Genomic DNA, 25,453 nt, shown 5'->3' on the forward strand with positions numbered 1-25,453 from the left:
AGACGGGCCGGAAGGTGCGACGCACGCGATAGGGTATCGACATGTTTTGAAGATCGAAATGGTCTCAGGATAGACTAGGCAGGGACCCGTCGTACCTGGGCACGCGGATCGTCCTTCAATCAATCTGATGTTCGACGTCCACACGTCGATGTCTGGCTGTTCGAGCAGATACTCCTTCGTGCCGTCATTCGAAACATCGTCGACGCATATGAAGCGCGTTACCCCGATCTTGCGATAGTGTTTCAGGAAGGAAGGCAGGAGCGCCATGTCGTTGTGCGTGATGAACACGAGCGGGACATCAATGCTGTTCAAGGGGACTATCGGCTTGGCGGGCAATATGGCAGTTATTTTTAACATATTCCGGTGTGAGCGGTGATAGGTCGGCGCCACGCATTGACTGGTAGAGGCGGGCGACCGAAGGCCGCCCGATTTATGGACGCTGCTTTCCGCGCTCTAGACGCCTCGTCGATTACCCCACAGCAAGACATGCAGCTGCGGCAGCACCCTTGCATCGAACCATTTGTCGCCGGTCACCTTGTCGATCAGCCAGAGCATGCGGTTCATCACACCGTCGATGTCCACCGCCGCGCTGTCGTCCTCCGGCGGCGGCGGGGTGTGGTTTCCCGGCTGCAGGTAAACCGGCAGCGACGGATAACGCCGGGCCACGTCTTTGGCATAGACATAGTCGCGATCGTCGAAAACGACGATCTTGAGCACTGTCATGGGCCGCCCGATCGCCATCGAAAGACAGTCGTTGAGCTTTGCGAAATCGGTTTCCATGCCGCTCGACGGCGGTTTCGGGCTGAGGACCAGGACGTCGAGATCGGCGAACCAATCCCTGGCGACGCTGCCCTGGGTCTCGAGCGCGAAGCGATAGCCCTCAGCATGGCCGCGATCGATCAGGGGCCCGAGCGGCTGGATGGCGGGGTTGCCGCCGGAAAGCGAGACGGTCAGCGGCACGCCGCCCGAGAGCCGCCTCACCTCCTCCCAGATTTCCTCGACCGACATCGGCCGCCACTGCTCGCGATAGTCGCTGTCGACGGCGTGCAGCGTATCGCACCAGGAGCAGCGATAGTCGCAGCCGCCGGTGCGCACGAACACCGTGGGCTGACCGATCAACACGCCCTCACCCTGGATTGTCGGCCCGAAGATCTCGCTGACGCGGATCGCCGCGCCCGTCATGGCCGGTATTCCGCCCAGGTCTTTGGCGTCTCGCTCACGCGAACGGCCGACGTTTCCGGCAGCCGTTCCTTGCACCAGTCGTAGAAATGCCGGGCAAGGCACTCCGACGTCACCCGGTCGTGACCAAGGACCTCATTGAGATGGCGGTGGTCGAAGCTGCCATCGATGTAGCGCTTCAGTGGAGCCAGGTCATGATAGTCCCGCACGAAGCCGTTTTCATCGAGATCCGCAGCGGCAAGCTCGACCTCGACGATGTAATTGTGGCCGTGCAGCCGCGCGCATTGGTGATCGGCGGGCAGATGGCTCAACTGGTGTGAAGCGGAGAAGTGGAACTCCTTGGTAATGCGGTACATCAGCGAACCGCCTCTGCCGAGAAGCGGCTGGTGGCGGCCCGCCAGAAGTCCGGATCGGCATACTCGGTCGGGTCATCAACGCCGGCGAGATGAAAGGCCTCGCGCCGCTCGACGCAAGTGCCGCAGCGTCCGCAATGGTGCGCACCGCCCTTGTAGCAGGACCAGGTCTCGCCGAAGGGCGTGCCATGCTTGGCGCCATCGGCCACGATCGCCGCTTTCGGAACATCGACATAGGGCGCATGCAGCCGGATGCTGTCATAGCCGTCCAACGCCTCGTCCTGCATTTTTTGGAACGCGTTTATGAAACCCGGCCGGCAATCGGGATAGATGAAGTGGTCGCCGCCATGGACGGCAACGGCAACGGCCTCTGCCTTCTGCGCCGAGGCGAGGCCGAAGGCGATCGCCAGCATGATGGCGTTTCGGTTCGGCACGACCGTCGCCTTCATCGTCTCCTCGGCATAATGGCCATCGGGCACCTCGACATCATCGGTCAGTGCCGATCCGGTCAGGTGCCGGCCGACGCCCGTAATGTCGATGATCTGGTGTGGGACGCCAAGCCGCCGCGCGCAGGCGGCGGCGAAGTCGAGTTCCTTGCGATGGCGCTGGCCGTAATCGAAGGAAAGAAGGCCGACGAGGTCGTGTTCCGCCGCGATCTTATAGGCGAGCGAAACGGAGTCCAATCCGCCGGAGCAGATGACGATAGTTCTCATAATTGTGGATCCCTTGTTTTGACCGGGTGGGCTGCGACCGGATGCGGACCACTTCTAAGCCATCCGCGCCCTTTTGACCAGCCCTCAGCGCCGAGCCTTGCGCATGGCGGAGGCGCAGCCTTTCCCGACGATGGGAAAGACGGATGGGCGATTTTATCCGCAGCGCAAAATCAAAAATCGCTCCGGCCGATTTCCGCCGCGTTTCAAAGACGCTAACCTCACGCCCGATGGCAGTGGACCCCGTCACCGTGACTTTGGCGACAAGCACCGATCGGCGGCGGAGTTTGGTATTGGAGGAGTTCTGAAATGCTGATCGACGGGAAAGTCTTCATTGTCACCGGGGGCGGCTCGGGCCTTGGTGCCGGCGTTGCCCGCCTGTTGCACGGCAAGGGCGCTCGCGTCGTCCTTGCAGATATCAACGAAGACGCCGGGCGGGCAATGGCCGAGGCGCTTGGACGCAACGCCCTTTTCGTCAAGACGGATGTCACCAGCGAGGCCGACGGCGCCGCCGCAGTCTCCGCAGCCGTCGATACGTTCGGCCATCTCCACGGGCTGGTGAATTGCGCCGGCATCGCGCCGGGCGAAAAGGTGCTTGGGCGCGACGGCCCGCATCGGCTCGAGAGCTTTGCGCGCGCGATCGGAATAAATCTCGTCGGCACGTTCAACATGGTCCGACTGGCTGCTGCTGCGATGGAGATGGAGGCTCCCGGCGAAGACGGCGAGCGTGGCGTTATCATCAACACGGCCTCCGTCGCCGCCTTCGACGGCCAGGTCGGACAGGCCGCCTACTCCGCCTCGAAGGGTGGTGTCGTCGCCATGACGCTGCCGATTGCCCGCGAACTCGCACGGCATGGGATCCGTGTCGTGGCGATCGCACCGGGCATCTTCGAAACGCCGATGATGGCCGGCATGCCGCAGGACGTCCAGGAAACGCTCGGCAAGAGCGTTCCCTTCCCGCAACGTCTCGGCAAGCCCGAGGAGTTTGCCGCCCTTGTCCAGCATATCTGCGAGAACCGGATGCTGAACGGCGAAGTCATCCGCCTTGACGGCGCGTTGCGAATGGGCGCGCGCTGAGATCTGACGTGGCCGGCCGCGCCCCTGCGCGATTCCTTGCCTGTGCGCGAGTTGCGAGCGTTACGGCGTCCGCACGGCACCGTCGGCATTTCCCGGCAAACCAGCCGGGAAATCAGGCGCCTGGATGATTGCCTTGCGTCGCTGGCACAATGACATAGGCACAACGGCGCGCACCGGAGAGAATATGTTCGGTGCGCTCGACCGCAACGTCCTGGCCCAAAATATCGCGGAAGATATTGATCTCCGCCCGGCAAAAGCCCTGGCAACTGGCCGCGGCGGCGCAGATCGGACAATGATTCTCGACGAAGAGAAAGGTGCCGTCGCCGGCCTCCTCATATCCCGCCATATACCCTTCGGCCGTTCGCAAGCGAACGAGCTTTTCCACCCGGTCCCGCAGGCTTCCGGCGCCAGCGAGCGCCGCACGATAGCCGTTTCGCGTCTCCTCCTCGCGCGCGGCGATGATGCGATCGACCGCCGTATCCCCCAGCGTCTGGCGGATGGTGCGCAGCAGTTGGACTGTCAGCTCCGCATGGGTATCGGGAAACTCGGCATGGCCCGAAGCGGTCAGTCCCCAGAACTGCGAGGGACGCCCGACGCCGCGTGCCTCCGACCAGGAGTTTACAAACCCGTCCTCCGCAAGGCGCACCAGTTGCTGACGCACTGCCTCGCCGGTTATCGACAGGCGCTTGCCAAGCGCCGGCGACGTCTGCGGTCCATGCAGCTTCAGCGCCAGCAGTATCCGCTCGCCCGGCGAACGGCCCTGGCTTTGATCCGGATTTAACAAGTGATCGCTTGACATATTATCGCCCGGAGATTTACAAAGAATTATCTTGTTAAATACACGTCTGATGGTTTTCGCACAAGACATTCGCTGCGTTCCATCCGGCTGAAAAGGATTTCAACCATGCCTTTCGAACTCCCCTCCCTTCCCTTTTCCATCGGCGCCTTGGCCGAAGGCGGCATGAGCGCCGAGACGCTGGAATTCCACCACGGCAAGCATCACCAGGCCTACGTCACCGCACTCAACGGCTTTGTCGAAAAGGATCCGGCCCTTGCCGGGCTTTCACTCGAAGACATCATTCGCCATGCCAACGGCAAGGCCGAGCTGGCGCCCGTCTTTAACAATGCCGGGCAGCACTGGAACCACATCCTGTTCTGGAACAACCTCTCTCCCAAGGGTGGTCGCATTCCGGACGGCCTTGAAAAGAAGATCACAGAAGACTTCGGCAGCGTCGCCGCCTTCAAGGACACGTTCAAGACGGCGGCGACCGGCCAGTTCGGGTCCGGCTGGGCCTGGCTCGTGCTCGACGCCGGCGGCAAGCTCAAGGTGACGAAGACCGCCAACGGCTCAAACCCGGTTGCCACCAACGAGGGTAAGGCGCTGCTCGGTCTCGACGTCTGGGAGCACAGCTACTACATCGACTACCGCAATCGCCGTCCCGACTATGTCAGCAACTTCCTCGACCGACTGGCGAACTACGAGTTCGCTGAGGCGGAGCTTAAGTCTGCCTGACACGCCTGCCGTGGCGCCGCACCGGCGGCGCCCCGACCATATCTCAGCCGGATTGCACCCATGACCAAGCTTGCCGCCGTCGATATCACCGCCCATGCCGAGCGCGCCGTTCCCAGACCGCAGTTCGCCGACACGATGGCGCGACTGGCGTCGACCGTCTGCGTCGTCAGTTCGGGCAGCGGCGCTGAATGCCTGGGTCGAACGGCGACGGCCGTCTTCTCGCTTTCCGCAAGCCCGCCATCGATCGTCGTTTCGATCAAGGCCGACAGCGCGCTGGCGGGCACCATTTCCAGACATGGTGGTTTTTCGCTGGCGATGCTCGCTCAGGGACAGGAACTGGTTGCTGACGCATTCGCCGGCAGGGTCGCGGCAGCCAGCCGCTATCTCGTCGGCGTATGGGCGGAGTGGCCGTCCGGCCGACCGCGCCTTCTCGGTGCTGCCGCCGGGCTCGACTGCGTGCTCAGCGCCTCTATCCTTGTCGGCGACCACCGGCTCTGTGTCGGAACGATCATCGCCACCGAAACCGCCGCCTATGCAGATCCGCTGCTCTGGAGCGAGCGGCAATACCAGGCACTTGAGAGATCGCCGCCCTTTGCCGCCACATCAGGCGGGCATCCATTGCCATCGGGCGCCTCGTGCCCGACGATCTGAACGGTGCGAACGGATACCCATGCGGGAGCTGCCATGCGACAGGTGCTTGAAAAACTTCTGGACGACGGTCGTGACGATGCGTTGCTGCGCTTTACCCTCGGCAGCATCTGTCTGCAGGAAGCGGATGCCGAGACAGCACTTGTCCATCTCAGGCGCGCGATCGAACATGACCCCACCTATTCGGCCGCCTGGAAACTGAGCGGGGCCGCGATGCTGAAACTCAATCGTATCGACGAAGCGCGGCGCATCTGGACAGAGGGACGCGCCGTCGCCGAGAACAAAGGCGACCTGCAGGTCGCGCGCGAAATCACGGTCTTCCTCAAGCGGCTGGACAAGCAGTGCGTGGCTGCGAACAAAGGGTAGCCGTAACTACTCAAAGCATGTCGCGCAAAAGTGTGCAGCGGTTTTGCGAGGAAGACATGCGCAAAAAACAATAGCTTAAAGCGCAGAATGCGAATCTGAGGGATCGCAACGCGCTTTAAGCGTCAGGCGGAGCCGAGCCGCCTGATGTTGCCGGCAAGCTCAGCTGCGAGGCGCAGAGCCGCCGCGGTTGCTCCTGCCATCTGCGGCATGATCAGCCATTCGAGCGTCCAGGCGGCACCGGAGCGTTCCTGCTCGTGCACCAGCGCCTGGTGGACGCCGGAAAGCTGCGTCGCATTGAAACGCGCAAGCGCCACCAGAACCTCGGCAGCGACCGGATTCTGCTTGTGCGGCATCGCCGACGATCCGCCGCCGCCCGCAAGTTCGATTTCGTCACCCTGCTGCGCCATCAGCGCAATGTCCTGCCCGAACTTGCCGAGGCTGCCTGTGACAAGCGACAGCGCGTTGGCGAAATCGGCGACTTCCGAACGCTGGCTGTGCCATTGCGGAAAATCGGCAAGCGCCAGTTCCTCGGCAAGCGTGGCGCGCACATCGTCCGCCTTATCCTTCAGCTTGTCGAGCGTGCCCGCGGCGCCGCCGAACTGGATCGCGAAGAGGTCACGGTCCATCGCCTCGAGCCGGTCCTTGTGATCGAGCAGCGGCTCGATCCAGGTGCGCAACCGATCGGACACCGTGATCGGTATCGCCGCCTGCATGCGCGTGCGGCCCATCAACATCCGCTCGCCCCATTGATCGTCGCATTCCTCCAGCACCGACACGACATCGCCAAGACGGGTGGCGAAGAGTTCGGCAACAGCCTTCATGCGCAACATCAGGCTCGTATCGATGACGTCCTGGCTGGTGGCGCCATAATGCACGTGCGCCGCAGCTTCGCCGCCGACGACTGCCCGCAACTGGCGAACCAGTTCGGGAACAACGACGCCGTCGATGGCCATGGCCCGCCGGAGCGCGGCCACATCGGGAGAAAAGCCGCGGCAGGCCTCGGTGATGCGATCAGCGGCACTTTTCGGGATGACGCCGTGGATCGCCTCAGCGCGCGCCAGCGCCGCCTCGAAGGAGAGCATCGCGTGAATGTCGGCAGCAGTCGAAAACTCGGCAGCCACCGCCTCATCGCCCAGAAGGCCGGAGAGATAGGGATGATCGAAAGCGGAATAGGTCATAGTCCCCCCGATGGTTGTCGCGATGCCCGTTCGCGTTTAGACGGAATGCCACGTTCTGCTTCGAGACGTCCACGCACCAGGATGCAACGGAACAGTCTCTGCGTGACATTCCGGTTTCAGATGTCGAGGAAGACCGTTTCCTTCTCACCCTGCAGGTGAATGTCGAAGATATAATTAGGGGCGCTGCCGGCTGCGACAAGCGTTGCAACGCGATGGCGATGCTCGACGCGCAAAAGCAGCGGATCGGCGGCATTCGCCTCCGCCTCGTCGGGGAAATACATCCGCGTGTGCAGGCCGATGTTGATGCCGCGCGCAACGATCCAGAATGTGATGTGCGGCGCCATCGGCCGGCCGTCTTTGAAGGGAACGTGGCCCGGCTTGATCGTTTCGAAACGAAAAAGGCCGTCTTCGGCACCGGTCGCGCACCGTCCCCAGCCGGAAAACGTCGGATCCGCCGCGCCACGCATTTCCGACGGGGAATTGTAGAGACCCGCGGCATCCGCCTGCCAGATTTCGACCAGCGCATCCCTAAGCGGCGTTCCGGTACCATCGAGCACACGGCCGCTGACGGTGATGCGTTCGCCGAGCGTCCGCTCACTGACCATCTTTGTACCGAGGTCGGCATCGTAGACGCCGTCGATGCCGCAGAAATTCGGCGTGAGGCCGATATGCACATAGGGACCGGCGGTCTGCGACGCCGTTTCCTTGAGAGTGCCGAGCGCCTGGACCATCAGTTGCCCTCCATGCGGTTCTCAAACATCGTCGAGCGGCGACCGCGCAGCACGATATCGAATTTGTAGGCCCGCGCGTCCATCGGGATGGTGTTTGCCCAATCGAGCGGCGCGATCAGTTGCTCGATCGCGCGGCGATCGGCGATCGTGTTGACGATCGGACACTTCCAGATCATCGGATCGCCCTCGAAATACATCTGGGTGATCAGCCGCTGCGCAAAGCCGTGGCCGAAAACCGAAAAGTGGATGTGGGCCGGACGCCAGTCGTTGACGCCGTTCGGCCAGGGATAGGGGCCGGGCTTGATCGTGCGGAAGGAATAGAACCCATCGTCGTCGGTGATCGTGCGGCCGCAGCCGCCGAAATTCGGATCAAGTGCTGCGAGATAGCTTTCCTTCTTGTGGCGGTAGCGGCCGCCGGCATTGGCCTGCCAGAATTCGAGCAAAGCGCCCGGAACGGCCCGTCCACGCTCGTCTAGCACCCGTCCGTGAACGATGATGCGCTCTCCGATCGCGCTTTCACCCGGCTTGGCGAAGTTGTGGATGAGATCGTTGTCGAGTTCGCCCAGCATCGAATGTCCGAACACCGGTCCGGTGATTTCGGAGATCGTGCCGTCGAGCGACAGCAGGGCCTTCTGCGGCGAGCGCAGCACGGAGGTTTTGTAACCTGGGGTCAGCGCCGGCGCATGCCAGTTTCTGTCGCGGGGAAAGAAGGCGCCGGTTTCGGACTTCCTGTTTGCTCTGTCGGACATCTGTTACTCCCGTCAGGCCGCCTTGCCGGCGTCCATTTCCGCAAAGACCTGCTTGACGATCTTGATCGCGTGGTTGGCGGCCGGAACGCCGGCATAGATCGCCACATGCAGCAGCGCCTCGCAGATGTCGTCGCGGCTGGCACCGGTATTGGCGGTGGCGCGCACATGCATGGCCACCTCCTCGTCCTGGCCGAGTGCGGCCAGAAGCGCGATCGTCACGATCGATCGCTCCCTTTTCGTCCAGGTCGGCCGTGACCAGACGTGCCCCCAGGCGGCCTCGGTGATCAGGTCCTGGAACGGCCGATCGAAATCGGTCGAGGCCGATTGCGCGCGGTCCACATGGTTGTCGCCAAGGACGGCCCGCCGCGTCGCCATGCCTTGGCGATAGCGGTCGGAGGGCGCGAAGGCATCACTCATGGCTCTTGTCTCCATGCATTGCAATTTCGAAGAAGGCGCGCAGCACCGCGGTCAGGGCTTCCGGGTTTTCGACGCAAGGGATGTGCCCTGCATCGCGGATGACTTCGTAGCGTGCGCCGGGGATGAGGCGCGCCGTGGCAAGCACCACGTCCGGCGGCGTCGAACCGTCCTGGTCGCCGACGACGCAAAGGACGGGCACCGCGATACGGGCCGCCGCCTCGGTATAATCGGCGTCGCGGATCGCGCCGCAGGTGGCGACATAGCCGGTGACCGGCTGACGGATCAGCATGTTTCTGTAGCCGGGAAGCGCGGTGTTCTCGGGCCTGCGAAAAGCCGGCGTGAACCAGCGCTCCAGCACACCGTCGGCGATCGCCTCGATGCCGTGCTCCTCGATGGCGGCAATGCGCGTCGCCCACATTTCCGGCGTGCCGATCTTGTGGGCGGTATCGCAGAGAACGAGGGCGCGCACGAGATCCGGGCGCCGTTGATAGAGCGACTGGGCGATCAATCCGCCAACCGAAAGACCGCAGATGATCGCTTGGCTGACCGAGAGCATGTCGAGAAGGCCAGCAAGGTCATTGGCATGGTCTTCGATCGCGTAAGGGACAGGGCCGATATCGGAGAGACCGTGGCCGCGCTTATCGTAGAGGACGATGGCGTATTCGCCGGCAAGACGCACGATGACATCACGCCAGATACGAAAGTCCGTGCCGAGCGAATTGGCGAAGACCAGCACCGGCCGCTCGGCCGTCGCGCCGATGACCTGATAATGGATGGTGATGTCGTTGATGCGGGCAAACTGCACGGCACTTCTCCTCTGCAACCAAATTGTATGTTTAATCTGGTTAGGTAAAATGATATTTCACGGCATTCCATTAACTCAAGAGTTATGAATTCCATGAACGACGCCCGGGTCAAGTTTCGTCATCTGCAGACTTTTGTCGAGGTCGCGAGGCAGAAGAGCGTCATGAAGGCGGCAGAACTCCTGCATGTCAGCCAACCCGCCGTCACCAAGACGATCCGCGAGCTGGAAGAGGTTCTGGGCGTTGCCGTTTTCGAGCGCGAGGGGCGCGGCATCAAGATCACCCGCTATGGCGAGGTCTTTCTTCGCCACGCCGGTGCCGCGCTGACCGCGCTTCGCCAGGGCCTCGATTCCGTCTCGCAGGAGCGCTCCGGCGATGGCGTGCCGGTGCGGATCGGCGCATTGCCGACGGTCTCGACGCGGATCATGCCGCGGGCGATGTCGCTCTTCCTGGAGGAGGACACCGGCGCCCGCATCAAGATCGTCACCGGCGAGAATGCCGTCCTTCTCGAACAGTTGCGGGTCGGCGACCTCGACCTCGTCGTCGGCCGGTTGGCGGCGCCGGAGAAGATGACCGGCTTCTCTTTCGAGCATCTCTATTCCGAACAGGTGGTCTTCGCCGTGCGTGCGGGGCACCCGTTGCTTTCGGACGCGCAATCGGCCTTCGCCCATCTTGGTGACTACCCGGTGCTGATGCCGACGCGCGCCTCCATCATCCGCCCCTTCGTCGAACACTTTCTGATCGCCAACGGCATACCGGGCCTGCCCAACCAGATCGAAACGGTTTCCGATGCCTTCGGCCGCGCCTTCGTGCGCACCAGCGATGCAATCTGGATCATTTCTGCGGGTGTCGTCGCCAGCGATATCGAGGATGGCACGCTTGCGGTCCTGCCGATCGACACCAGCGAAACCAGAGGCCCGGTCGGCCTGACGATGCGCGCCGACGCCGTTCCATCGCTGCCGCTTTCCATCCTGATGCAGACCATCCGCGAGGCGGCATCGGACATCGCCCCGAAACCGTGACGGCGGTCCGGCAGTCGACACCCGCCGCCCTTTACAAAACCTCCTCGTCAGCCGAGATTGCGGCCCCAATCATTTTGCTGAAACACCATGCGGACCGTTCCAGTGCAGCTCGAAATCTTCGCCAAACACCACATTGCCGACATGCTGGACTGGTTCCCGACCGCCGCAGCGCTGACCCAATGGGGTGGACCGGGACTTCGCTTTCCGTTCGACGCGACGCAGCTCGAGGAGATGCAGGCTTCGACCTCCGGGAACGAGCCGGCGCGATGGATGTTTGCCGGCATTGTCGATGGCAATCTTGCCGGTCACGCCCAGATCGCACTTGACTGGGAAAATGGCGTCGGCCGTCTCGGCCGCGTGGCGATCAACCCACGGCTTCGCGGACTGGGCCTCGCCCACCCTTTTCTCCAGTGCATCATAGAGCGTTTCTTCGCGAACCCGATCTTCGAGCGGCTGGAACTCAACGTCTATACGTTCAACACGGCGGCGATCCGCACCTATCTCAAACTCGGCTTTATCGAGGAAGGTGTGCGGCGGTCTTCAGCGAGAGTTGGCGATGTCAGGTGGGACACCGCCATCTACGGCATGCTGCGCAGCGATCTCTCCGCGAAGAGCCTGCCTCAGAACGGCAGCCCGACGTAGTTTTCGGCAAGCGCCGTCGCGGCGGCGCGCGAATGGGTGAGATAATCGAGTTCGGCCTCCTGGATCTTCTGGTCGAAATCGCCGGTATCAGGGAAGCGGTGAAGCATGGTTGTCATCCACCAGGAAAAACGCACCGCCTTCCACACCCTCGCCAGCGCATGCGCGGAATAGGCGTCGACACCGGCATTCGAACGGTCCTGATAGTGTTCCAGCAGCCCTTCGAAGAGGTAGTGCACGTCACTTGCCGCAAGGTTCAAGCCTTTGGCGCCGGTGGGCGGCACGATATGGGCGGCGTCTCCGACCAGGAACAGCCGCCCGAAACGCATCGGCTCGGCAACGAAGGAGCGAAGCGGTGCGATCGATTTTTCGAACGACGCCCCGGTTACGAGCGCCTCGGCGTGGTGGGCCGGCAGCCGCCGCCTGAGTTCGTCCCAGAAGCGCTGATCGGTCCAGTCCTCGATCTTTTCGTTGAGCGCACACTGCAGGTAATATCGGCTGCGGGTCTGCGAACGCATCGAGCAAAGCGCAAACCCGCGCGGATGATTGGCATAGATCAGTTCGTGGCTGACCGGCGCGACATCGGCAAGAATGCCGAGCCAACCGAAGGGGTAGACCTTTTCGAAGGTGCGGATCGCCTTTTCAGGAACGGACTTTCGGCTTATCCCGTGAAATCCGTCGCAGCCGGCAATGAAATCGCAATCGATACGCTGGTTTATGCCGTCCCGTTCATAGGTCACATAGGGGTTTTGCCCATCGAAATCATGCGGTGCGACATTTGCCGCCGCGTAGATCGATGGCGCGCCGGTCAGCGCCCGCTGCTCCATCAGGTCGCGCGTCAATTCCGTCTGGCCGTAGACCATCACGCGCTTGCCGCCGGTCAGGCCGTAAAGGTCGATACGATGATCCCGACCATCGAAGGCCAACGAAAAGCCGTCATGCGGCAGGCCTTCGGCATGCATGCGGGCGCCGGCCTTCGCCCGGTCCATCAGGCCGACGGTTCCCTCCTCGAGCACGCCAGCCCGCACGCGGCCGAGAATGTAATCCTTGCTGACGCGATCGAGGATGACGTTGTCGATACCGGCACCGGTTAGCAATTGCCCGAGGAGAAGGCCCGATGGGCCCGAACCGATGATGACAACCTGTGTGCGCATGCTTTCCTCCCGAAACTGGCTTATGACAAAACTCTGCGCGGGCAAGCCATCCGGCTCAATGGACATTTTGGTCAAGAAATTGCACTAATCGAACAGCGCCAATGGATGCACGTGATGAAAAGAGCGGTCCCGACCTACGAGCTTTACGGTGAAGAGTTGCGAGAACGGCCCGATTTCTGGCTGCATTGCGAAACGATCCCGTCGCGCAGCAGCCTGCATCATTGGGAGATCGGGCTGCATCGGCACGAGAGCTTCTTTCAGATCTTGTACATTGCCGGCGGATCGGGAGATGCGGTGTTCGGCGAAAGGGTGCACGCTATTCGCCCACCGGTGATGATCACCGTGCCGCCATCGACCAGCCATGGTTTCCGTTTCTCCCGCGATATCGACGGGTTCGTGTTCACCGTTCTCGCCTCGCATCTCAGGGTATCGCCCGGCGAACGCAGCCGTCTCGGCGCCTGGATGGCGACGCCACGTCTTACCCGCCTCGACGACAATGACGACGGCCGCTATGTGGCATCGACCCTTGCCCGGCTGGGTGCGGAATGGGAAGCCAACCGGAGCCACCGCACAGACCTGCTCGATGCCTATCTGACGTCGGCGTTGACGCTGGGCGCCCGCCTCGATGAAGCGTACCCCGTCGAGGATGATGCCGCCGACACGGAGAACGAGCGACGCGTCGAACATTTCCTGGGCCTCGTCCAGCAACACCATCGCTCGCACAAGCCGGCCGCGTTTTATGCACGCGAACTCGGCCTCTCACCGACGCATCTCAATCGTATCGCCCGCAGCGTCACCGGCCAAAGCGCCCACGAGATCATCGCGCGCAAGCTGACCGACGAAGCGCGGCGCGAGCTCGTCTTCACCCGTGGCAGCGTGCAGGAGATCAGTTTCCGGCTCGGCTTTGCCGATCCCGCCTATTTCTCGCGCTTCTTCCTGCGCCAGACCGGAATGACGCCCAGGGCGTGGCGGCTTGCAGAACGGGAGAAACTGGGAGCCTGAGCGCTGACCAAATGGTGCGACCATCCCGGCCACCGTCAAATGAGGCGGTCGCGCAAGACTTGTGTCACTGGTGGCACGGAGCACTGGCATGATCTCGCCGATGCAGAGAACCGCGATAGAACGCGGCGGCAGCACCGGCTTAATATCCGTTCGGCACTTGTGTCGCCCGTTCAAAAATCGATCATAATACGCAGTAGAAATCGCTTAAACGCTACCAAAATCGATATCTCGCTGTATATAGCGCCCCGCAGCCCCAGGGGTCTTCATGCCTCCCAAGCGTCTCCCGGGCTGCCGCCGGCTCGTCCTTCGACGGTTCCCAAGCAACGTCCCCGGCGTCAACAACAACAGAAGGTTATCACAGTGGCAGGTATCATCACCACCGGCGCTCAAGCCGCGGGCGCGGCTCCGCCCATGGAATCCGGCGCAACCGGTTACAAATTCGCCCTCTTCGCCCTTACGTCCCTCTTTTTCATGTGGGGCTTCATCACGTGTCTGAACGACATTCTCATACCGCACCTGAAGAATGTCTTTGCACTGAACTACACACAGTCGATGCTGGTTCAGTTCTGCTTCTTCGGCGCCTACTTCATCGTGTCCTTGCCTGCTGGCGCGCTGGTCAAACGCATCTCCTATAAATGGGGCATCGTCCTTGGCCTGGTGATTGCGGCGATCGGCTGCGCGCTTTTCGTTCCAGCCGCGAGCTATCAGCTCTATGCGCTCTTCCTCGGCGCCTTGTTCGTGCTCGCATCCGGCATCACCTTGCTGCAGGTCGCGGCCAACCCTTACGTGACCGTCCTTGGCCCACCGGATACCGCCGCAAGCCGTCTGACCTTGACCCAGGCATTCAACGCGCTCGGCACGACACTCGCACCGATGTTCGGCGCACTGCTGATCCTGTCGGCCGCGACCGTTGCCACGACGGATGTCGCGCCCGCGCAACTCGGGGTGATGCGGTTGGCGGAAGCAAATGCCGTCAAAGCGCCCTACATGCTGCTGGCCGCCGCCTTTTTGCTGCTTGCAGCCCTTTTCGCAGCCTTGAAGCTGCCAAGCGTCGACGTTCAGGACGAGATCGAGCCCATCACCGATGGCAAATCGGCTTGGCACTATCGTCACCTGGTGCTCGGCGCAGTGGGCATCTTCCTCTATGTGGGCGCCGAAGTGAGTATCGGCAGCTTCCTCGTCAACTTCCTCAGCCAGCCTGACATCGCCGGTCTTTCCGAGGCCGAGGCCGCGCATTACGTTTCCTATTTCTGGGGCGGCGCCATGGTCGGTCGCTTTATCGGCGCGGTCGCCATGCGTTATGTCAACGACGGCAAAGCGCTCGCCCTCAACGCGGCCGCGGCCATTGCCCTGCTGTTGCTGACGGTCTTTTCAAATGGCGACACTGCAATGTGGTCGGTGCTGGCGATCGGGCTTTTCAATTCGATCATGTTTCCGACGATCTTCAGCCTCGCGCTTTACGGACTTGGAAAATACACCAGCCAAGGCTCCGGAATCCTGTGCCTGGCGATCGTCGGCGGCGCACTGCTCCCGCTGTTGCAAGGCGCCCTTGCCGACACGATCGGCATTCACCTCGCCTTCCTGATGCCCGTAGCTTGTTATGCCTATATCGCCTTCTACGGACTGAGGGGACACAGGCCCACCTGACTTGAACGGGCAAAGACGTGTCGCCGCACTGACGGCGACACGTCTTTGCCACCATCTCTTCAATGCTCGGTGCCCGCCCGTCTGTGGTGCGGCCGCATCGGCCGATGAGCATTTTCTGGTGGTCAGTGCGCCTATTCACGTGTCAGAAAATGGAGGTTGCCGCCCAGATCGGAAACGACGAGCCGTCGCTCGTCCCAGACAAGGACGGACACCGGTCGGGTCAGGGCGTCGAGAATGATCTTTCGCCGGCCCGTCCGTGTGTCGAGCCTGAGCAATCGACCGCTGCCCTTCCGGAAGCCTTCCCCTTGATCGTAGACGCCGTGTTCGAGAACAAGCATCTCCCCATCGCTGTCGAAGGCGACAGCCACGGGCGCATTCAACCCTTCAACGTCGAGCCGCGGCCTTGACGCGCCGCCGGCCTCGGGGATCGAGACAATCTTTCCGGCACCGGCAAGAAAGGGAAAGCCGCCGAACAGCGCGACATAGAGGCGCCCGTCACGCAGCGCGATTCCGGTCGGCACCGCATCGACCTCATAGCTGTTCCCTTTCGCGAACTCCGTTGGTGAAAGATCCTGCAGCGCCGTCGCCGCCTCGTCCATGCGGCGGAACGTCATGATCGTGTTCTTCTTACCGTCCGGTTGCACCCGTTCGACACTGTTTCGCGCGGCATCGATCACGTAGTAGGTGCCGCCCGCCACGATGAAGTCGAACGGGTTCCAGAAATCGCTGCTGATGACGCGGACCGCGCCAGCGCCATCGATCGCTATGAGGGCGTGGTCATAGGGGCCTGCGTCGGAGTTGGCAGGCGTCCACCCTTGGGCGACGACGAGGACGTCGCCGGCGCGCGCGACACGGTAGGGACCGGTCGGGTCGCCGATCACGTCGAGGCCATGCGAAAAGACCGGACCGAACGCGACGAGCTTACCCTCGGCGCCGCGGCGGTAAAGCCGACCGCTGGCGAGATCGGTGACGAGCAGGGCCTCGCCGTCGCGCGACATGCCGGCGAACGCGGCGCCCGGCATGCGGGCGGTTTCTAGCCGGTAGCCGGGCGCCACTGCCGGCTCGGCGCCGGCGCCGGCTGCCAGGAGCAGAAGACCAGCAGCGAATATCAAGTCGCGGAGCGGGCGCATCGGAAGCCACCATTGGCCGAGAAACGGAATTCCGGATTATAGGCGAGGCGATAGGTCGTCGTAAGGTGGCGTGCATCGCTGTTCCAGGAGCCACCGCGAAGCACCCGGTATAGTCCCGCGCCTTTCGCGGCGGGCCAACCTTCGTAGGGCGCGTAAATATCGCTGGTCCACTCCCAGACATTGCCGACGAGATTGAGGACACCCTCTCGGCTTGCGCCATCAGCGAAGGACTCCGCTGGCGCGGTCATCGGATAACCGTCGCGTGCGTCGCCGGAGCAGCAGATATCTGCGCCGGAATTTGCCCGCACCAAGTCCCTAGGGGCCGAGCCCCACGGAAATGCGCTGCCCGCCGTTCCGCGTGCCGCTCTCTCGTATTGTTGCTCCGACGGCAGCGCCAACCCGTAGTGACGGCAAAAAGCATCGGCGTCCCCCCAGTTCACCCCGACGACCGGCCGGTTGTCCGATCCCAGAACCGGGTGATTTGCGTAGAAGGCCGGGCGGTGACCGGTCTCACCGACGAAGCGTCCGTATTGCCGGTTCGTGATCTCGGTACGGTTGATCGCAAACGCCCGACCCTCCAGCACGCGGCGCGGGCGTTCGTTTTCGGGGCCGTCGTCGCGACCGAAGACGAACGCGCCGGCAGGAATTTCGATCAGCGGATTGCCGTCGATGGGGCCGCCGGCATCGGCCGCGGCCGCGCGGAATGTCACGGTGATCACGATCACCATCCAGATGTCAGAAGTCGACACGGTATTGAGTCTCTCCGTCGAACAGAAACACGCGGTCTGTCGCGACCTTCGCGCCGATCCGCTGATCGATCTGGCCTGCGAAGTTCTTGTCGGCGCGCAAGGTCATCAGCTGGCCGCCCAATTGCAGGCTGACAAGCGTGTTCTCGCCGGTGAGCTCCACCGAATAGATCGGCGCGACCAGATTGATGTCGGCATCCTCGGCTCCGGCCGCATGGACATCCTCTGGGCGGACACCGAGGACGGCGCGCGAGATGTCTGCCCGGCCGAGACCCGCCACCCTGAGGCCGGCCCTAACGAACACACCGTTTTTCACTTCCCCCGGAATCAGATTCATTGGCGGCGAGCCGATAAACCCGGCAACGAAGAGGGTGCGCGGATCGTTGTAGATTTCCTTCGGCGTTCCGAGCTGCTCGATCACGCCTTTGTTCATCACGGCCACGCGGTGAGCGAGTGTCATCGCCTCTATCTGGTCGTGGGTGACATAGATCGTCGTAACCTGCAGCTCATGCTGTAGGTGTTTCAGCTCCGCGCGCATTTGGGTGCGAAGCTTGGCATCGAGATTGGAAAGCGGCTCGTCCATCAGAAAGACACGTGGCGTGCGGACGATGGCGCGGGCGAGTGCGACGCGCTGGCGCTGGCCACCGGAGAGCTCCTTCGGCAGACGCGACAACATCGAGTCGAGTTCCACGCGCCGCGCGACCTCGGCTATTCGACGCTTGTATTCGGCCGGGGGCACTTTGCGGATCTTCAGCGGGTAGCCGATATTGTCCTCGACAGTGAGGTGCGGATACAAGGCATAGGACTGGAAGACCATCGCGACGTCGCGGTACTTGGGCAGGACACCGTTGATGCGGTCGGCCTCGATGTAGATATCGCCGGACGTGGCCTCCTCGAGACCCGCGACCATGCGCATTGTCGTCGTCTTGCCGCAACCGGAGGGTCCGAGCAGAACGAGAAACTCCTTGTCTTTGATCTCGAGGTTGAAATTGCTCACGGCGACGAACTCGCCGAACTTCTTAGAGACGTTGATGAACGTGACGGACGCCATAGGTCTCAACCTTTGACGGCGCCCAGGGACAGTCCCCGGACGAGATGCTTCTGGACGATGAAGGCGAAGATGACGATCGGCACACAGGCCATGAAGCCCGCCGCGCTGATTTCGCCCCAATAGGTGCTGTATTGCGTCACCCGCCCGGCAATGCCGATCGGCAGGGTCTGCGACTGCTCGGTGAGCGTGATGATGAGGGAAAGCAGGAACTCGTTCCACGAGATGATCAGGCAGAAGATGGCGGTGGCAGCAAGCCCCGGCCTGGCGAGAGGCAACGCCACGTGCAGGAACGCACCCCACCGCGTGTCACCGTCGACGATCGCGGCCTCCTCCAGCTCGACCGGCAGGTCCTGGAAGTAGCTCTTCATCATCCAGGTCGCAAACGGCAGATTGAAGGCGGTGTAGGCGACAATGAGCGCCGACTTCGTGTTGAGCATGTCGAAGTAGTTGAAGAACAGGTAGAGCGGAATGATGCTGACGATAGGAGGCATCATGCGCGTCGAGAGTATCCAGAACGAGATCTGCTTTCGCCACTGCCACGGATAACTGAACCGCGCCAAGGCATAGCCGGCCATGGTGCCGAAGACCACGGAAACGATGGTCGTTCCAACGGCCACGAGAAAGCTGTTCAGTGCGTAGCGCAAGAACGGGCGCTGGATGAACGCCTCGTCATAGTGCTTCAGCGTCGGGTTCCGGGGCAGCCACTCCGGCGGCACGGCGAAGATGTCGATATCAAATTTGAACGAGTTCGCCGCGATCCAATAGACGGGAAAAAGCGTGATGACCAGCGCGGCAAGGATCGTCAGATAGGCCGCCAGACGGATGAACACCTCCCTGGCGCGGCTGTGTGCTTGTATGGTTGTCGCTATCGTCATGGTTATTCCGCCAGCCGCATGCGCTTCATGAACCAGGTGCTGAGAACGATCGTCACGAACAGCACGAACAGCGATATCGCCGCCGCGTAGCCGGGATCGGCGAAACGGTAGGCAACCTGATAGATATAGAGGCTCAAGACCTTGGTCCGGTCGGCCGGGCCTCCTCCCGTCAGAATGAAGACCAGATCGAAGAGACGCAGCGCATCCATGACGCGCAGGAGCAAGGCAATGGCGATGACCGGTTTGAGGAACGGCAGCGTCAGATCCCAGAACTGCCGCCAGGACGAGGCGCCGTCGAGTGCTGCGGCCTCGTAAGGCTCGACCGGCAGGCTGGCTAGCCCCGCCAGCATCAGGAGGAATATGAACGGTGTCCATTGCCAGACATCGGCGACGATGATCGAGAACATCGCGAGGTTCACGTCACCCGCCCAGGCCTGCAATGGAAGGCCAAGGCGATACATGATTTCGTTGAGGACGCCGAACTGAGGCTCATAGATGAGCTTCCATGTGATCGCGACGGCGACCGGCGGCAGCATCATGGGAACCATCAGGACAGTTTTCAGAAAGGTCAGCCGGCGGATGAATTTATCGAGGAGCAGAGCCAGGCCGAGACCGAGGAGGAATTCGGTCGTCACTGCCACGACGGTGAAGACGGTCGTGTTCCAGAGCGCAACGTGAAATTGGGTGTCGGAAAGAAGTCGGGCGAAATTGTCGGCGCCGACGAACTCCCAGGGCAGATCGGGGTTCGGGCTGATTTTGTGAACCGCGGCATAGAACATGTAGAGGCTGGGAAAGATCGTCAGCCCGAGCAATATCAGGATCGTCGGCGCAAGCATGAGGAAGCGCAAATGGCGCTCTGCCCACCGCTCCAAACCACCACCTGGTCGAAGCTGCGCGGCCAATGTTTCCTTTTCGGACTTCAACATTGGTCCCTCCCGCCCGATCGTCCTCAGCGCGTTCAATTGAACGCGCTGAGGACGATCGGGCACCTTGAATCTAGGGCATCTCATCCGCTTTCAGTCATTCCACTCGAAAGCGGTATGCTCACCGCAGACGATTGCCGGCGCCGTGACACGAGAGCGGGTCCGAAGACCCCGCTCCGCACGAGCCGCTGCCTATTTAAGCCCGGTGATCTGTTCGACTGCCGCCTGGGCGTTTTTAAGAGCCTCTTCCGGTGTGATCGTACCCGCGACGGCCTTGGAAAGCTCTATGCCGAAGGCATTCTCGATCTCCGGCCACTTCGGATGACGTGGACGAGGCGTCGAGGCCTGGATCGCCTCCATCAAGACCGGATAATGCCGGAACTGTTCCTGCGAGGTCAGTTCCGGATCGGTGAAGACCGAGGCTCGGACAGGCGGATTGCCGCGCGTGGCGGAAATCTTGATCTGCTCCGGCGAGGTCGCCCACACCATGAAGTCGAAGGCTTCCTGCTTGTTCTTGGAGGCCGCCATTATGCCCATGGTCCAGTGGCCAATTTCCGAGCTGCCCGGTTTCGTTCCAGCGGGAATGGGGCTGTAAGAGATCTTGCCGACCATCTTCGACTGGCTCGGATCTTCAAAGGTCGCAACCCAATTCGGCCAGTTGATCGATGAGGCGGCCGCACCGGCGGCAAGCGCCGTGCCGACCTCGTTGGCATTGTAGCTCTCGACTCCCTTCGGCGAGACGTCGCGCAGCGCCATGAATGTCTTCATGGCCGTGGCCCCTTCAGACGTGTCGATCGTTACCTTGGTTCGGTCGGCATTGAACAGATCGGCGCCATAGGACCAGAAGATCGGCATGAAATCGGCAACCACGGGATTGCCCTGGCCGCCGCGGAAGACGTAGCCGAAGTAACGGCCACCTCCGCCTTCGGTCAGCTTGCGGCTTGCGTTCAGCACGTCATCCCAGGTCTTCGGGGCCTCGACCCCGGCTTCCTTGTACTTGGCGGCGTCGTAGAAGAACATCTGCGCGTTCCCGACATAGGGCAGGCACACATAGGGTCCTGTATTGTAGGGGTTGCGGCATACCGCTAGCGACTTCGAAAGAAAATCGCTGTCCGGTCCCTCCATTCCGGCGTTCTTGAAGAAAGCCGTCAGATCCTCGAGATGTCCGTTCTCGGCGAAAAACGGAATCCACGGGTCGTCCATCAGGATGATATCGAAGACGCCAGACTTGGTAGCGCCAGCATTGGCGCCCTGTTCGAAAACATTGGCATAAGGCGCCTGGACGGCCTCCACCTTTGCGCCCTTCATCTTCGAGTAGTCGGCGGCGGCGGCTCTAAGGCCGTCGCCCTCGCTGCCCGACGGCACGAGGATCGTAATGTCGCCCCACGCGGCTCCAGCGATTGCAATTGCAGACGCTGCAGCAGCCAAGGTGAGAAACAGTTTGCGAACCATTGTACACCTCCCATTCCCAGTTGTTATCGAAAGGCCACTTTCGCGTAGGGGGACCTCACCCTATCCGGCATGGCGGAGATGCGATCTCAACGTCCATGCGAACCGACATGCGACAAGTTGAAACGTTGTCCGGCATTTCCTCGTGCCGACGCTGCTCCCAAAGCCGATTTTACCACATCAGGAGCATTAATTAGAGAGGTTGCATTAGCGTTCGCTACGATTGCATCCTGCGTGATCAAGGAGGTTCGGAATTGGCAGGACAACATCGCAATTCTCAATTCCCGAACACCGTCTTACGTTCGCCCAGGTCGGAATGTGATCTCAATCGATAGGAATGCAGGGACTGTACCGGCCGAGATCCGGATCATCCCCGGTGCGATTGGAGATAGGAAATGCACGATCAACTTCGGGAAAATGTCGCGGCATCACGCTTCGAGCTTGCCATCGGCGGCGAGATGGCTGTTGCCTATTATCGCAAGGAGGACGGCAGGATCGTCCTGACCCATACGGAGGTTCCGCCGGCGCTTTCCGGACAGGGCATCGGCACACGGCTGGCCCGTGAGGTCTTCGAGACGCTCCGCCAAAGGCAAGCTCGCATTATCGCCAAATGCCCGTTCATGGCCGCCTTCGCGGTAAAGCATCCGGAATATAGCACGATGCTCGACGGTTAGATGTCGACCATGCTGGCCCGCCGCGTGCGATTGGCCAGCTTCGGTCCTACGGTTGCCGAGCGAGCCGGACGCCTCACTGACCGCTGGACCATGGCTTGGAATGCTGGCATCGTCGCCCGTGCATCGGTCCAGAAGGGCTGCGATTATCTTAGAGGGAGTTGCCGTGGAAGCCGGGCATGACACCAGCGAGCTTGAAATGGTCGTCTTGATGACGCCCGACATGGCCAACTTCAGCGGCAAGGTCCACGGCGGCGCCCTGCTCAATCTTCTCGACCGCGTCGCGTTTTCCTGCGCCTCGCGCTATTCGCAGGAGTATGCGGTGACCCTGTCGGTGGACCAGGTCGTCTTTCGCCAGCCAATCCATGTCGGGGAACTGGTGACCTTTCGCGCCTCGATCAATCATGCCGGGCGAACCTCGATGGAAGTCGGGATCCGCGTCGAAGCAGAAAACATCCGGACCGGCGAGCGCAGACACACGAACTCCTGCTATTTCACCATGGTTGCCGTCGATGCCGAGGGGCGTCCGACCAATGTTCCGCCTTATAGTCCCGTAACCAGCATCCGAAAGCGACGCCAGCGTGCGGCGGAAGTCAGGAGAAATTTGCGGCGTGAGTTCGAGGCCCGCTTTCAAGCCGCCGGTTCGCCCACCGAATGCTGACCGCCCATTCCGTGCCCTCACTTATCGGTTTCGCCCTGCGTCGGAGCCAAGGTCACTTTTTGCAACAATGCCCTGTAAAGACCACTCCTGTGTTTGGGCCGGCAGCTTGATGGTGTATGTTTCGCCGCCGAAGTTGAATGCCAGGCCGAGTGGCACGCCTCATAGCATGGGCAGGCGGCGGCTGACCCCTCAAACCTGTTGAAGCCCTTAGTGTATGTTCGGCATCTTCGGCGGCGTGGTTCCCGCGTATATTTGCCGAGAGCACGCCACCGCATTCTGAAGACCACAGTGACGCGTTCAAAGTCATCGCGCCGAGTTCTGCATCTGGCGCCGTTTTCGTGAACAAGCGAAGCCACCTAGCAACGCCTGCCGCCGCGGGAAACCAACACCGTCGTTGCGGGCTCCAGATATAGGAGATTCAAATGTCCACATCGCAGACGGGACTTCAGTTTACAGAGGGTGTCGCCAACGGCGAGGTCCGCTACGATCTGGAGGATTTCATCCGGGCGTCCGGCATTCCGCCGCGCGAGGCCTACGAGATGTTCACGAAATACGGGCCCTACAAGTCGGACCTTGACCCTTTGATCAAGGCCCGGGCCGAACAGCATATGGATTTGATGAAGTAAAGCCTGCTACCTCGCCCCCGGTTGCGGCGGATAGCGGAGCGCAACGGGCGCCTCGCTAAACCGAGAACAACGCCCGGTCGTCAGTCAGCGGAATAACGCTCCTCAAGCCAGGGGTCGCCACGCATGTGGTAACCATTGCGCTCCCAGAAGCCGGCCTCGTCGCCGGCTCGAAAATCAATGCGCGTCCGCCATTTCGCGCCCTTCCAGAGATAGCGATGCGGCACGACGAGCCGCACCGCTGAACACTTTTGCGCGACACGCTTCAGCGCAACACGATCCGCAAGGCCGCCTGCGTCTCCTTGAGGAGCGGCAGATAGCGCTCGACCATTTCGGCAGCCGGCACATGGGCGGCCGGCGCACCGATGTTGAGTGCCGCCACGATCTGGTTGCGGTCGTTTTGAAGCGGAACGGCGATAGAGCAAAGGCCGATTTCCAGCTCCTGGTCGATGATGGCATAGCCTTGCTGGCGCACGCGGCCGATCTCGGCCATCAGTTCCTCCGTGTCAGTCCTCGTGTAAGGCGTGTTCGCCTTGAGGTCGGAGCGGGCGAGCACCTCCCTCGCCTGCGGCTCGGGCAAGGCGGCGAGCCACACGCGCCCCATCGAGGCGCAATAGGCGGGAAGCCGGGAGCCCGGCATCAGGCTGATCGACATCACCCGCCTCTGCGAGGCGCGCGCGATGTAGACGATCTCCGTGCCGTCGAGCACCGAGGCAGAGGCACTCTGTCCGGCCCTTTCCGAGAGCTGGTCGAGATAGGGCTGGACAATCGCCGGCAAGGGCGTCGCCGAGAGATAAGCATGCCCGAGCCGCAGGATCTTCGGCGTCAGCGAAAAGAACTTTCCGTCGTAGTCGGCATAGCCGAGTTCCGAGAGCGTCAGCAGCGATCGGCGTACGGTCGCCCGGTCCAGTCCGGTGATCTTTGCCGCCTCGGTGATCGTCAACTTCTGCTGCGTCTCGCCAAATGCCTCGATGACGGTCAACCCGCGGGCAAAACCGCTGACGAAATCGGTTTCTCTCATCGTTCTTCCCCAATCTAACAGCATTCATCGTGTGCGATATACGAACAAATGTCAAATAACGCACAAAGTGTTTGACGCTCGGCTTTTTTGAGAGCCTATTTCGGGCCATCGCAGGCAAGGGGAGGCCTCCCGCCGGCTCACGCTCGAGCAATGGAGACCACCGGAGACGACGCGACGGCTCTTTCCATCCGCCGGCAGACAACCATGCTCCCGCCGACTTGGCGGCAGCGCTCAAATCAGAAGAGAGGAAACATGGCGAAGATCGTTTCACTCGCCGAGGCCGTCGGCGACAATGTCAGAGATGGCGACACCGTTGCCATGGAGGGCTTCACCCATCTGATCCCCTATGCCGCTGGACATGAGGTGATCCGCCAGGGTCGCAAGGACCTGTTTCTCGTCCGCATGACGCCGGACATTCTCTATGATCAGCTGATCGGCGTCGGCGCTGCGCGTGGCATGAAATTCTCCTGGGGCGGCAATCCGGGTGTCGGCTCCCTGCACCGCTTCCGCGATGCGGTTGAAAACCAGTGGCCGCGCCCGCTGGAAATCGAAGAACATTCCCATGCGGCGATGGCCAATGCCTACGAGGCTGGTGCCGCCAACCTGCCGTTTGCGATGCTGCGCGGCTATATCGGCGCCGACCTGCCGAAGGTGAACCCGAACATCAAGCAGGTCACCTGCCCGTTTACCTCAGAAGTGCTTGCCGCCGTTCCGGCGATCCGGCCCGACGTGACCATCATCCATGCCCAGCGCGCCGACCGGAAGGGCAATGTGCTGCTCGAAGGTATCGTCGGCGTGCAGAAGGAGGCGGTGCTTGCGGCCAGACGTTCTATCGTCACGGTCGAGGAAATCGTCGACGAGCTTGCACCACCGTCGCCCAACTCGGTTGTCCTGCCCACCTGGGCTGTCACCGCGGTCTCACAGGTACCGGGCGGCGCCTTCCCCTCCTACGCCCACGGCTACTATCCACGCTCGAATGCCTTCTACATCGGCTGGGATGAAATCGCCCGCGACCGCGAAAGCTTTACCGCCTGGATCAAGGAGAACGTGCTCGAGGCTGGGCCGGAAGATTTTGCACGACACGCCGGCAAGAAGCCGGCGAAAGCCGCTTGAGG

The 25,453-nt window shown here is 61.8% G+C and carries 30 protein-coding genes and 2 pseudogenes; 13 read left to right on the forward strand and 19 right to left on the reverse strand.

What is annotated here, in order from left to right; translation table 11 throughout:
• Positions 1-123 precede the first annotated feature (123 nt).
• The 4 genes and pseudogenes from BC363_RS35775 to queC form a co-directional block, all read right to left on the reverse strand.
• Positions 124-357: pseudogene (locus BC363_RS35775) on the reverse strand (glycosyltransferase family 2 protein); the annotation flags it as partial.
• Between the two features lie 96 nt (positions 358-453).
• On the reverse strand, positions 454-1,182 hold the full coding sequence (gene queE / locus BC363_RS04295) for a 7-carboxy-7-deazaguanine synthase QueE (protein WP_065785659.1): 729 nt from the start codon (positions 1,180-1,182) through the stop codon (positions 454-456).
• Positions 1,179-1,535: a 6-carboxytetrahydropterin synthase QueD gene (gene queD / locus BC363_RS04300; RefSeq protein WP_065785660.1), complete on the reverse strand. Its 357-nt coding sequence runs from the start codon at positions 1,533-1,535 to the stop codon at positions 1,179-1,181. The genes queE and queD overlap by 4 nt, the downstream gene beginning before the upstream one ends.
• The gene (queC, locus tag BC363_RS04305) at positions 1,535-2,245 is read right to left on the reverse strand and encodes a 7-cyano-7-deazaguanine synthase QueC (protein WP_065785661.1); all 711 of its coding nucleotides are present in this window, start codon (positions 2,243-2,245) and stop codon (positions 1,535-1,537) included. The genes queD and queC overlap by 1 nt, the downstream gene beginning before the upstream one ends.
• A gap of 143 nt (positions 2,246-2,388) precedes the next feature.
• On the opposite strand from queC, the gene BC363_RS35035 reads away from it, so the two are divergent.
• Together BC363_RS35035 and BC363_RS04310 are read left to right on the forward strand one after the other, a co-directional pair.
• Positions 2,389-2,550 (forward strand): hypothetical protein, encoded by a 162-nt coding sequence (locus tag BC363_RS35035; protein WP_161952434.1) that lies wholly within the window; start codon positions 2,389-2,391, stop codon positions 2,548-2,550.
• A 1-nt stretch (position 2,551) separates the two neighbouring features.
• On the forward strand, positions 2,552-3,319 hold the full coding sequence (locus BC363_RS04310; RefSeq protein WP_065785662.1) for an SDR family NAD(P)-dependent oxidoreductase: 768 nt from the start codon (positions 2,552-2,554) through the stop codon (positions 3,317-3,319).
• 112 nt (positions 3,320-3,431) lie between these two features.
• On the opposite strand, the gene BC363_RS04315 is transcribed toward BC363_RS04310, so the two are convergent.
• A complete protein-coding gene (locus BC363_RS04315; protein ID WP_083223648.1) occupies positions 3,432-4,118 on the reverse strand; it encodes a metalloregulator ArsR/SmtB family transcription factor in 687 nt (228 codons plus the stop codon).
• A 105-nt stretch (positions 4,119-4,223) separates the two neighbouring features.
• On the opposite strand from BC363_RS04315, the gene BC363_RS04320 reads away from it, so the two are divergent.
• Genes BC363_RS04320 through BC363_RS04330 form a run of 3 tightly spaced genes read left to right on the forward strand, consistent with a single transcriptional unit; the run spans position 4,224 to position 5,846 of the window.
• Positions 4,224-4,832, forward strand: a complete 609-nt coding sequence (locus BC363_RS04320; RefSeq protein WP_065785663.1) for a superoxide dismutase — start codon at positions 4,224-4,226, stop codon at positions 4,830-4,832.
• 60 nt (positions 4,833-4,892) lie between these two features.
• Positions 4,893-5,483, forward strand: a complete 591-nt coding sequence (locus tag BC363_RS04325; protein ID WP_065785664.1) for a flavin reductase family protein — start codon at positions 4,893-4,895, stop codon at positions 5,481-5,483.
• Between the two features lie 33 nt (positions 5,484-5,516).
• Positions 5,517-5,846 (forward strand): tetratricopeptide repeat protein, encoded by a 330-nt coding sequence (locus BC363_RS04330; RefSeq protein WP_065785665.1) that lies wholly within the window; start codon positions 5,517-5,519, stop codon positions 5,844-5,846.
• Positions 5,847-5,968: 122 nt separating this feature from the next.
• Here BC363_RS04330 and BC363_RS04335 read toward each other — a convergent pair whose 3' ends face one another.
• The 5 genes from BC363_RS04335 to pcaD form a co-directional block, all read right to left on the reverse strand.
• A complete protein-coding gene (locus BC363_RS04335; RefSeq protein ID WP_065785666.1) occupies positions 5,969-7,024 on the reverse strand; it encodes a 3-carboxy-cis,cis-muconate cycloisomerase in 1,056 nt (351 codons plus the stop codon).
• Between the two features lie 116 nt (positions 7,025-7,140).
• Positions 7,141-7,755, reverse strand: coding sequence for a protocatechuate 3,4-dioxygenase subunit alpha (gene pcaG / locus BC363_RS04340; protein WP_065785667.1), 615 nt, complete (start codon positions 7,753-7,755; stop codon positions 7,141-7,143).
• Entirely contained in the window at positions 7,755-8,504 is a 750-nt protein-coding gene (pcaH, locus tag BC363_RS04345) for a protocatechuate 3,4-dioxygenase subunit beta (RefSeq protein ID WP_065785668.1), read from the reverse strand. Before pcaH ends, pcaG begins: the two co-directional genes overlap by 1 nt.
• A 12-nt stretch (positions 8,505-8,516) precedes the next feature.
• A complete protein-coding gene (gene pcaC / locus BC363_RS04350) occupies positions 8,517-8,921 on the reverse strand; it encodes a 4-carboxymuconolactone decarboxylase (protein ID WP_053250145.1) in 405 nt (134 codons plus the stop codon).
• Positions 8,914-9,726 (reverse strand): 3-oxoadipate enol-lactonase, encoded by an 813-nt coding sequence (gene pcaD / locus BC363_RS04355; RefSeq protein WP_065785669.1) that lies wholly within the window; start codon positions 9,724-9,726, stop codon positions 8,914-8,916. Before pcaD ends, pcaC begins: the two co-directional genes overlap by 8 nt.
• Before the next feature lie 93 nt (positions 9,727-9,819).
• Between pcaD and pcaQ the strand changes: the two genes are divergently transcribed.
• Together pcaQ and BC363_RS04365 are read left to right on the forward strand one after the other, a co-directional pair.
• Positions 9,820-10,746, forward strand: a complete 927-nt coding sequence (gene pcaQ / locus BC363_RS04360; protein WP_065785842.1) for a pca operon transcription factor PcaQ — start codon at positions 9,820-9,822, stop codon at positions 10,744-10,746.
• A gap of 87 nt (positions 10,747-10,833) precedes the next feature.
• On the forward strand, positions 10,834-11,388 hold the full coding sequence (locus BC363_RS04365; protein WP_083223649.1) for a GNAT family protein: 555 nt from the start codon (positions 10,834-10,836) through the stop codon (positions 11,386-11,388).
• Here the strand turns inward: BC363_RS04365 and pobA are convergent.
• Positions 11,367-12,539, reverse strand: a complete 1,173-nt coding sequence (gene pobA, locus BC363_RS04370) for a 4-hydroxybenzoate 3-monooxygenase (protein WP_065785670.1) — start codon at positions 12,537-12,539, stop codon at positions 11,367-11,369. The two genes, BC363_RS04365 and pobA, sit on opposite strands and share 22 nt — an antisense overlap.
• A gap of 114 nt (positions 12,540-12,653) precedes the next feature.
• Between pobA and BC363_RS04375 the strand changes: the two genes are divergently transcribed.
• Together BC363_RS04375 and BC363_RS04380 are read left to right on the forward strand one after the other, a co-directional pair.
• Complete coding sequence (locus BC363_RS04375; RefSeq protein ID WP_065785671.1) at positions 12,654-13,541, forward strand: helix-turn-helix domain-containing protein; 888 nt, start codon at positions 12,654-12,656, stop codon at positions 13,539-13,541.
• A 411-nt stretch (positions 13,542-13,952) separates the two neighbouring features.
• Entirely contained in the window at positions 13,953-15,188 is a 1,236-nt protein-coding gene (locus BC363_RS04380) for a sugar MFS transporter (protein ID WP_202618540.1), read from the forward strand.
• A 131-nt stretch (positions 15,189-15,319) separates the two neighbouring features.
• Here BC363_RS04380 and BC363_RS04385 read toward each other — a convergent pair whose 3' ends face one another.
• The 6 genes from BC363_RS04385 to BC363_RS04410 form a co-directional block, all read right to left on the reverse strand.
• On the reverse strand, positions 15,320-16,318 hold the full coding sequence (locus BC363_RS04385) for a ScyD/ScyE family protein (RefSeq protein WP_065785673.1): 999 nt from the start codon (positions 16,316-16,318) through the stop codon (positions 15,320-15,322).
• Positions 16,297-17,046 carry an SUMF1/EgtB/PvdO family nonheme iron enzyme gene (locus BC363_RS04390; RefSeq protein WP_065785674.1) on the reverse strand — a complete coding sequence of 250 codons (750 nt, stop codon included), beginning with the start codon at positions 17,044-17,046 and terminating at the stop codon, positions 16,297-16,299. Before BC363_RS04390 ends, BC363_RS04385 begins: the two co-directional genes overlap by 22 nt.
• 7 nt (positions 17,047-17,053) lie before the next feature.
• Entirely contained in the window at positions 17,054-18,115 is a 1,062-nt protein-coding gene (locus tag BC363_RS04395; RefSeq protein WP_065785675.1) for an ABC transporter ATP-binding protein, read from the reverse strand.
• 5 nt (positions 18,116-18,120) lie between these two features.
• A complete protein-coding gene (locus BC363_RS04400; protein WP_139110235.1) occupies positions 18,121-18,990 on the reverse strand; it encodes a carbohydrate ABC transporter permease in 870 nt (289 codons plus the stop codon).
• A 2-nt stretch (positions 18,991-18,992) separates the two neighbouring features.
• Positions 18,993-19,916 (reverse strand): sugar ABC transporter permease, encoded by a 924-nt coding sequence (locus BC363_RS04405; protein WP_065785676.1) that lies wholly within the window; start codon positions 19,914-19,916, stop codon positions 18,993-18,995.
• 189 nt (positions 19,917-20,105) lie between these two features.
• Positions 20,106-21,365: an ABC transporter substrate-binding protein gene (locus BC363_RS04410; protein ID WP_065785677.1), complete on the reverse strand. Its 1,260-nt coding sequence runs from the start codon at positions 21,363-21,365 to the stop codon at positions 20,106-20,108.
• Positions 21,366-21,757: 392 nt separating this feature from the next.
• Here BC363_RS04410 and BC363_RS04415 point away from each other — a divergent pair, with 392 nt between their 5' ends.
• The 3 genes from BC363_RS04415 (at position 21,758) to BC363_RS04425 (ending at position 23,320) form a co-directional block, all read left to right on the forward strand.
• Positions 21,758-22,036, forward strand: a complete 279-nt coding sequence (locus BC363_RS04415) for a GNAT family N-acetyltransferase (RefSeq protein ID WP_065785678.1) — start codon at positions 21,758-21,760, stop codon at positions 22,034-22,036.
• 196 nt (positions 22,037-22,232) lie between these two features.
• Complete coding sequence (locus BC363_RS04420; RefSeq protein WP_065785679.1) at positions 22,233-22,694, forward strand: acyl-CoA thioesterase; 462 nt, start codon at positions 22,233-22,235, stop codon at positions 22,692-22,694.
• 422 nt (positions 22,695-23,116) lie between these two features.
• Positions 23,117-23,320 (forward strand): hypothetical protein, encoded by a 204-nt coding sequence (locus tag BC363_RS04425; protein ID WP_065785680.1) that lies wholly within the window; start codon positions 23,117-23,119, stop codon positions 23,318-23,320.
• An 80-nt stretch (positions 23,321-23,400) separates the two neighbouring features.
• Here BC363_RS04425 and BC363_RS33235 read toward each other — a convergent pair.
• Positions 23,401-23,556, reverse strand: a pseudogene (locus BC363_RS33235) (sulfite oxidase-like oxidoreductase); the annotation flags it as partial.
• A gap of 26 nt (positions 23,557-23,582) precedes the next feature.
• Complete coding sequence (locus BC363_RS04430) at positions 23,583-24,338, reverse strand: IclR family transcriptional regulator (RefSeq protein ID WP_065785681.1); 756 nt, start codon at positions 24,336-24,338, stop codon at positions 23,583-23,585.
• A 252-nt stretch (positions 24,339-24,590) separates the two neighbouring features.
• Between BC363_RS04430 and BC363_RS04435 the strand changes: the two genes are divergently transcribed.
• Positions 24,591-25,451, forward strand: a complete 861-nt coding sequence (locus tag BC363_RS04435; RefSeq protein WP_065785845.1) for a CoA transferase subunit A — start codon at positions 24,591-24,593, stop codon at positions 25,449-25,451.
• The last annotated feature ends 2 nt before the right edge of the window (positions 25,452-25,453 follow it).

The organism is Ensifer sp. LC384 (assembly GCF_001695865.1).
Taxonomy (GTDB): domain Bacteria; phylum Pseudomonadota; class Alphaproteobacteria; order Rhizobiales; family Rhizobiaceae; genus Ensifer.